Here is a 6832-nt window from a genome sequence, read left to right on the forward strand (position 1 = left end):
GCTGGCCGTCAGCTTCTCAGGCCCCGAACGCTCCACGCGCGGCACGTACTTGCCGCATCAAGACGCCGGCTGTGACGTCGAGATCGGTCCCTTCGTAGGCCCAAACGTCGCCCGGCGATTGGTAGTGGCGTAGCACCGCCGCTAGCAGCGCCCGGCCCGCCGCCAGGTCATCGGGCCGCGCCGCCGCGGCCGCGAGCTGCGGGGCGAAGTCCTCGCGGCCCACCCGCGTCACGCTCGGGTGGCCGGTGTAGAAGCTGTCGGCGAAGCACAGCACCGGCTTGCGTGGATCGCCGCCTCGAAGCCGACGTTCGAATTGAGGCAGACGAACACCGCGGGGCGCTCGTGGAAGCGGGCCAGGCTGCCGTCGATCCAGCGCGCGCCGGCCGGCAGCCGGTAGCTGCGCACGTCCATCGGGTGCTTCTTCACCAGCAGCGGGGTCCCGGGCAGCGCGTTCCGCATCTGACGGGCCACGAAATCGATCAGTTCCTGGTTGTGCCGGAACGGCGAGTACATGACGAACTGCGAATCCGTCGGCAGCTGCAGCGGCAGCACCACCACCGGCCCGTCGGTGGCCGGCGGTTCCGGGGCCTGCGCGAGCGGCAGTTCGGGATGCTCGGCGCCGAACTGCTTGAGGGCGATGCGCAGGTAGTTGAAGAAATGGTAGCTCTTGTGCTGCATCGGCCGGCGCTGCGGCTGCAGCGAGCCGAGCAGGCCGTTGAGCGCCATGAAGCCCACGAAACGCAGCTTCAACCAGGGCTCGATCGCGCGGCGCGGCGGCAGATCGAAAGGCGGGAGCGCCTCGAGCAGGGGCGATTGCTGCGCCTGCCGCAGGCAGAAGCGCGCATTGAGCCCCTGCGTGCTCAGGCTCGCGGTGCGGTAGCGGAAGGCGCCGCGCTCGAAGAACACGCAGACGACGCCCAGCTGCTGCGCCGCCAGGTGCGCCGCCTGCGAGAAAGGCCGGGCATCGGAGAACACCAGGCAGACGTCGGTGCGTTCAGCGGTGAAGCGCTGCTTGAACCACTCCACGGCGTGCGAGAAGGCGCGCCGGAATTCCGGCGAGTCGGTCTGCGCCCAGCCCGCCCGCTCGAAGGCCGGTGGCACGTCGTGCGCCTGCGCCGGCGCACCCGGCTCCCAGACCTGCGCGCGGTCGCCCCCCGCGTACAGGCGATAGGCCGGACAGGACAGCAGGGCGACGACACTGCCGCCCGAAGGCTGAGCCAACCGCGCCGCCAGCTTGTGGAAGTAGCGGCTGTAAGGAGGGTCAAGATAGGCGACATTCATGCCGAGCGATCTATGTCGGGCCCACAGGAAAAGGCACGTCACGCGAGGAAGCGGCCGCGATGGTCTCGCCGACAGCCCGGTACTCCGGCACTGCGCACATCAGCTGCCGCCGCACCTCGTCGGCCGTCGCACTGTCCGGATGCAGCGCCCGGTCGACCAGCGCCGACACACGCGAGACGTCGGCCTCGATGCGCGCGATCAGCAACCGCGCGATCGGCGTGGGCAGCGTGTGGTCGGCATCGGCCAGCAGTTCCTCGTAGAGCTTCTCACCGGCTCGCAGGCCGCTGTACACGATGCCGATTTCGTCGACCGTGTGGCCCGCCAGGCGGATCAGGTCGCGCGCCAGGTCGACGATGCGCACCGGCTCGCCCATGTCCAGCACGTACACCTGCCCGGTCTCGCCGATCGCGGCCGCCTGCACCACCAGCCGCGCGGCCTCCGGGATGGTCATGAAATAGCGCGTGATCTCGGCATGGGTCACCGTCACCGGGCCGCCCTTGGCGATCTGTTCCTTGAACTTGGGGATCACGCTGCCGCTGGAGCCGAGCACATTGCCGAAGCGCACGGCCATGAAGCGCGTCGCATGGCCCTGCGAGGCCAGGTGCGAGATCACCATCTCAGCGGCGCGCTTGGTCGCACCCATCACGTTGGTCGGGTTCACCGCCTTGTCGGTGCTGATGAGCACGAAGCGCTCCGCCCCGGCCCGTGCCGCCTCGCTGGCCGCCTGCCAGGTGCCCAGTGTGTTGTTCTGCAGCGCCGCCCAGGCGTTGTGCTCCTCCTCCATCAGCGGCACATGCTTGTAGGCCGCGGCATGGAACACGATCTGCGGCTGCCAGCGCGCCATCACCTGCCGCAGGTGCGCGGCGTTCTTCACGTCGCCGATCAGGCGCACCAGCGGCAGCGCGGGGAAGCTGTCGCTCAGCGACTGCTCGATGGTGTAGAGGTTGAACTCGCTCAGCTCGTACAGCACCAGCCTCGACGGCCCGTAGCGCGCCACCTGCCGGCACAGCTCGCTGCCGATGCTGCCGCCCGCGCCGGTGATCATCACGCATTTGCCCTTCAGGCACTCGGAGATGCCGGCTTCGTCCAACACCACCGGCTCACGGCCCAGCAGGTCTTCCGGCTCGATGTCGCGCACCCGGCTGACGGCGGCGCCTTCCAGCAGTTCTTCGGCGGAGGGCACGGTGAGCACCGGCAGGCCGGTCTCGGCCGCAAGATCGATCACGCGACGTCGCGCCGGGCCGCGCAGCGAGGGCATGGCGATGATGACGTGGCTGATGTCGAGCAGCCTCACGTGCTCGACCACGCTCGCGAGCGGGCCGATCACCGGCACGCCGCCGATGCGGGCGCGTTGCTTGGCCGGGTGGTCGTCGAGCAGGCCCGCCACCACCCAGCCTGGTGCTGCAGGCCGGCAAGCAGCAGGCGCGCCGCGTCGCCCGCACCGAGCACCAGCGCCCGGCGCGTCTCGCGGGCGCTGCCGGAGATGCGCGCGCGCAGGTGCTCGTAGAGCATGCGGTAGGCGATGCGCACGCTGGCCAGGCCCATCAGCGCGACGAGGGGTGCAGCGCCAGCACCGCACGCGGGATGGCGCGCAGTTCGGCCCCCATCACCGCGCCGGCGGCCAGCCCGCCCGCCAGCGTGCAGGCGATCGTCAGGCGCTTGATCTCGCCGAAGCCGGAGAAGCGCCACATGCCACGCGGCACGCGCAGCACCAGGAACACCGCCACATAGAGAACCACGATGCCCAGCAGCACCCAACCGTCGTAGCCGGGCCGCGCGCTGAACCAGCGCTCGAAGCCGAGCCGGAACAGGTAGGTGAACTGCCAGCAGACGGCGATGACCGCGGCGTCGATCAGCAGCGCCAGCCGCTCGCGATGCGGGCGCACGCGGCTCAGCCGGGCGTCGAGCCAGTGCCACACGGAAGGCGTCGGGGTCATGAAGGGCGGGAAGACGGCACGGCTGCGATTATCGTTTTCCGCTTCCCATCAGCAGCTTCACCGAGCGCCACAGCACGCCCAGGTCGGTCGCGGTCGAGGCGCGGTCCGCGTAATCGGCGGCCAGCTGCAGCTTGCGCGGCAACACCACCTCGACGTACTCGCGCTCGGGGTCGGCCGCCTGCGCCAGCAGCGCACTCTCGTCCAGGTGGGCCAGCGAGGCCGGATCGGTGATGCCGGGCCGCACGGCCAGCACGCGCTCGCGCAGCGCCGCCGGGTACTGCGCCACGTAGCGCGGCAGCTCGGGGCGCGGGCCGACCACGCTCATGTCGCCGCGCAGCACGTCGATCAGCTGCGGCAGCTCGTCGAGCCGGCGCTCGCGCAGCCAGCGCCCCACGCGCGTGATGCGGGCGTCATCGCCCACCGTGAGCGCCGGGCCGCGCAGCGGCGCGTCGGCCACCATGGTGCGGAACTTGTGGATGCGGAACGGCCGACCGTGGCGTCCCACGCGCTCCTGGCGGAAGAACACCGGCCCGGGCGAGTCGAGCCGGATCGCCAGCGCGGTCAGCAGCAGCAGCGGCGACAGCAGCAGCAGGCCGCCCACCGCGAACACCAGGTCGACCAGTCGCTTGGCCATGCCGGCGCCGCGCCCGGTCAGCCCTGCAGCAGCAGCTGCCGCACGGCCGCGATCACGTGCTCGATGTCCGCCTCGCTCATCTTCGTGTACAGCGGCAGGCTCAGCATGCGTTCGTAGGCGTGCTGGCTGTGGGGGAACTGCGCCGCATCCAGGCCGTAGCGCTCGCGCCAGTAGGGGTGCAGGTGCAGCGGGATGTAGTGCACGCTGACGCCGATGCCCAGCTCGAACAGCCGCTCGATGAAGGCGTCGCGCGCGAGCGGGGCATCGTCGCCGAGCCGCAGCACGTAGAGGTGCCAGGCGTGCAGCTGGCCCGGCTCGGGCTCGGGTGGCAGCTGCACCGGCAGGTCGGCAAAGGCGGCCCGGTAGCGCTGCGCGATCGTCGCGCGGCGCTGCTGGAAGCCGCGAGCGCGCTGGAGCTGGTGGATGCCCAGCGCCGCGGCGATGTCGGTCAGGTTGTACTTGTAGCCCGGCGCGACGATCTCGTAGTGCCAGCTCGGCGTCTTGGCGGTGAAGCGGTCGAAGGCATCGCGGCTGATGCCGTGCAGGCGCATCACCTTCACGCGCTTTGCGAGCTCGGGATCGCGCGTGACGACCATGCCGCCTTCACCGGTGGTGATGGTCTTGTTGGCGTAGAAGCTGAACACCGTGGCGTCGCTCGCCAGCGTGCCGACCAGCGCGCCGCCGCAGGTGGTGGGCAGCGCATGCGCCGCGTCCTCCACCACCTTCAGGCCGTGCCGGCGCGCAAGGGTGAGGATCGCGTCCATGTCCGCCGCGAGGCCGGCGTAGTGGACGGGGATGATGGCGCGGGTGCGCGGCGTGATCGCGGCCTCGACCCGGGCCGGGTCGATGTTCAGCGTGGCCGGATCGATGTCGACCAGCACCACGTCGGCGCCGAGGTAGCGCACCACCTCGGCCGTGGCAGTGAAGGTGTGGGTGGTGGTGATGACCTCGTCGCCCGGGCCGATGCCCAGCGCCTCGAGCGCGAGGTGCAGACCGGCGGTGGCGGAGTTGACGGCGATGGCGTGCAGCGACGGATCGCCGAGGAAGGCCGCGAAGTCCTGCTCGAAGCGCCGCGCCTTCGGCCCGGTGGTGACCCAGCCCGAGCGCAGCGTGTCGACGACCTCGGCGATCTCCTCCTCGCCGATCTCGGGCAGCGCGAAGGGCAGGAAGGGCGGCGCGGTCATGGGCTCGGACGGCCGATCGCGTGGTACTCGATGCCGAGCTGCTTCATCAGCGCCGGCTCGAACAGGTTGCGCCCGTCGAACACCAGCGGCGTGCGCAGCGTGGTCCGGATCGCGTCGAAATCGGGGCTGCGGAATTCCTTCCACTCGGTCACGATCACCAGCGCGTCAGCCCCTTCCAGCGCGGCCACCGCCGAATCGGCGTAGCGCAGCCCGGCCTGCCCGGGCATCGCGCGGCGCGCCTCGGCCATCGCCACCGGGTCGTAGGCGGTGACCTCGGCCCCCGCCGCGGTGAGCCGCGCGATCAGCACACGGCTCGGCGCCTCGCGCATGTCGTCGGTGCCGGGCTTGAAGGCCAGGCCCCAGAGCGCGATGCGCTTGCCGCTCAGCTCGGTGCCGAAACGGGCCAGGATCTTGTCGCCCAGCACCTGCTTCTGGCGCTCGTTGACCGACTCCACCGCACTCAGAAGTTCGAGCTCCTGACCCGCTTCGCTCGCCGAGCGGATCAGCGCCTTCACGTCCTTCGGGAAGCAGGAGCCGCCATAGCCGCAGCCGGCGTAGAGGAACTGGGTGCCGATGCGCGGATCGCTGCCGATGCCCTGGCGCACCAGCTCGATGTCGGCACCCACCGCCTCGGCCACGCGCGACAGCTCGTTCATGAAGCTGATGCGGGTGGCGAGCATGGAGTTCGCGGCGTACTTGGTGAACTCGGCGCTCTTCAGGTCCATCACGAGCACGCGGTCGCGGTTGCGCACATAGGGCGCGTAGAGCGAGCGCATCAGCAGGATGGCGCGCTCGTCGTCGGCGCCGATCACCACCCGGTCGGGGCGCATGAAGTCGGCCACCGCGGCGCCCTCCTTCAGGAACTCGGGGTTGCTGACGACGGCGAACTCGAGCTTCACGCCGCGCGCCGCCAACGCCGCGTCGATGGCGGCACGCACCTTGTCGGCGGTGCCGACCGGCACCGTGCTCTTGTCGATCACGACCTTGTAGTCGGTCATGCGCTCGCCGATCGCGCGCGCCGCCGCCACCACGTACTGCAGGTCCGCCGAACCGTCCTCGTCGGGCGGCGTGCCGACTGCGATGAACTGCAGCGTGCCGTGCGCCACCGCGCGGTCGACATCGGTGGTGAACTCCAGCCGCTTCGCGGCCGCGTTGCGCTGGACCACCTCCTCCAGCCCCGGCTCATGGATCGGAATGCCGCCGGCATTGAGCATCTCGATCTTGCGCGCATCGAGGTCCAGGCACAGCACGTGGTTGCCCATCTCGGCCAGGCACGCGCCGGTGACCAGTCCGACATAGCCGGTCCCCACCACGGTGATCTTCATCGCAAACACCCTCTCCAGTTCATCGATCCTTGACCAGCCAGGCCATGCGGTGGGTGCGCAGCACGGGCAGCACGGCGTTCGTCCAGGCCGGCAGCCCGGCATGCAGCCGCGCCGCGGCACGCGCCAGCGGCGGCGCCAGCGTGAGCCGCCGCACCGTGCAGCGCGCCTGCGGAAACAGCGCCCGGACACGCGCCACGGACACGCCCCGCACGTCGGCATTGCTCGGGTTGTCGACCGCGAAGTCGTAGAACAGCACGCCGCCGCCAGGCCGCACCCAGGCCCAGATTGTCGCAGCCAGACGTTGCTGGACCGTGTCGTCCAGCAGCGACGAGAACACGGTGAACACCAGCACCGCGTCCTGGCTCGCGGGGGCCTGTCGGTGCGCGTCGCGTCACCCTCGATCACCCGCAGCGCCGACGGCAGCAGCCGGCGGGCCGCGGCCGCCCGCTCGCCTGCAGCTCGATGCGCCAG

At 70.8% G+C, this 6832-nt stretch carries 9 protein-coding genes; all 9 read right to left on the bottom strand.

Translation table 11 applies throughout. The features are described 5' to 3' along the window. Positions 1 to 16: 16 nt before the first annotated feature. From Y694_RS05085 to Y694_RS05115, 9 genes are read right to left on the bottom strand one after another with little or no spacing between them, the layout of a single operon-like run. Positions 17 to 274: a hypothetical protein gene (locus tag Y694_RS05085; RefSeq protein ID WP_036230415.1), complete on the bottom strand. Its 258-nt coding sequence runs from the start codon at positions 272 to 274 to the stop codon at positions 17 to 19. Then, on the bottom strand, positions 229 to 1281 hold the full coding sequence (locus Y694_RS05090; RefSeq protein ID WP_036230418.1) for a hypothetical protein: 1053 nt from the start codon (positions 1279 to 1281) through the stop codon (positions 229 to 231). Before Y694_RS05090 ends, Y694_RS05085 begins: the two co-directional genes overlap by 46 nt. 10 nt (positions 1282 to 1291) lie before the next feature. Beyond that, positions 1292 to 2668 carry a nucleoside-diphosphate sugar epimerase/dehydratase gene (locus Y694_RS05095; RefSeq protein WP_231497544.1) on the bottom strand — a complete coding sequence of 459 codons (1377 nt, stop codon included), beginning with the start codon at positions 2666 to 2668 and terminating at the stop codon, positions 1292 to 1294. Further along, positions 2605 to 2826 (bottom strand): nucleoside-diphosphate sugar epimerase/dehydratase, encoded by a 222-nt coding sequence (locus tag Y694_RS25495; protein WP_231497545.1) that lies wholly within the window; start codon positions 2824 to 2826, stop codon positions 2605 to 2607. The genes Y694_RS05095 and Y694_RS25495 overlap by 64 nt, the downstream gene beginning before the upstream one ends. Next, a complete protein-coding gene (locus Y694_RS25500) occupies positions 2826 to 3218 on the bottom strand; it encodes a hypothetical protein (protein WP_231497546.1) in 393 nt (130 codons plus the stop codon). Before Y694_RS25500 ends, Y694_RS25495 begins: the two co-directional genes overlap by 1 nt. Before the next feature lie 28 nt (positions 3219 to 3246). Next, on the bottom strand, positions 3247 to 3852 hold the full coding sequence (locus tag Y694_RS05100) for a sugar transferase (RefSeq protein ID WP_036230420.1): 606 nt from the start codon (positions 3850 to 3852) through the stop codon (positions 3247 to 3249). A 17-nt stretch (positions 3853 to 3869) separates the two neighbouring features. Further along, positions 3870 to 5036, bottom strand: a complete 1167-nt coding sequence (locus Y694_RS05105) for a DegT/DnrJ/EryC1/StrS aminotransferase family protein (protein WP_036230424.1) — start codon at positions 5034 to 5036, stop codon at positions 3870 to 3872. Then, positions 5033 to 6361 carry a UDP-glucose/GDP-mannose dehydrogenase family protein gene (locus Y694_RS05110; protein ID WP_036230426.1) on the bottom strand — a complete coding sequence of 443 codons (1329 nt, stop codon included), beginning with the start codon at positions 6359 to 6361 and terminating at the stop codon, positions 5033 to 5035. Before Y694_RS05110 ends, Y694_RS05105 begins: the two co-directional genes overlap by 4 nt. Before the next feature lie 19 nt (positions 6362 to 6380). After that, positions 6381 to 6713 (bottom strand): hypothetical protein, encoded by a 333-nt coding sequence (locus Y694_RS05115; protein ID WP_051495579.1) that lies wholly within the window; start codon positions 6711 to 6713, stop codon positions 6381 to 6383. Positions 6714 to 6832: the final 119 nt, after the last annotated feature.

Source organism: Methylibium sp. T29-B (assembly GCF_000576225.1).
GTDB lineage: Bacteria > Pseudomonadota > Gammaproteobacteria > Burkholderiales > Burkholderiaceae_C > Methylibium > Methylibium petroleiphilum.

Coding starts and splice junctions, on each gene's coding strand:
- Y694_RS05090 (WP_036230418.1), bottom strand. CDS start 1,281: ATGAATGTCGCCTATCTTGACCCTCCTTACAGCCGCTACTTCCACAAG.
- Y694_RS25495 (WP_231497545.1), bottom strand. CDS start 2,826: ATGGGCCTGGCCAGCGTGCGCATCGCCTACCGCATGCTCTACGAGCAC.
- Y694_RS25500 (WP_231497546.1), bottom strand. CDS start 3,218: ATGACCCCGACGCCTTCCGTGTGGCACTGGCTCGACGCCCGGCTGAGC.
- Y694_RS05100 (WP_036230420.1), bottom strand. CDS start 3,852: ATGGCCAAGCGACTGGTCGACCTGGTGTTCGCGGTGGGCGGCCTGCTG.
- Y694_RS05105 (WP_036230424.1), bottom strand. CDS start 5,036: ATGACCGCGCCGCCCTTCCTGCCCTTCGCGCTGCCCGAGATCGGCGAG.
- Y694_RS05110 (WP_036230426.1), bottom strand. CDS start 6,361: ATGAAGATCACCGTGGTGGGGACCGGCTATGTCGGACTGGTCACCGGC.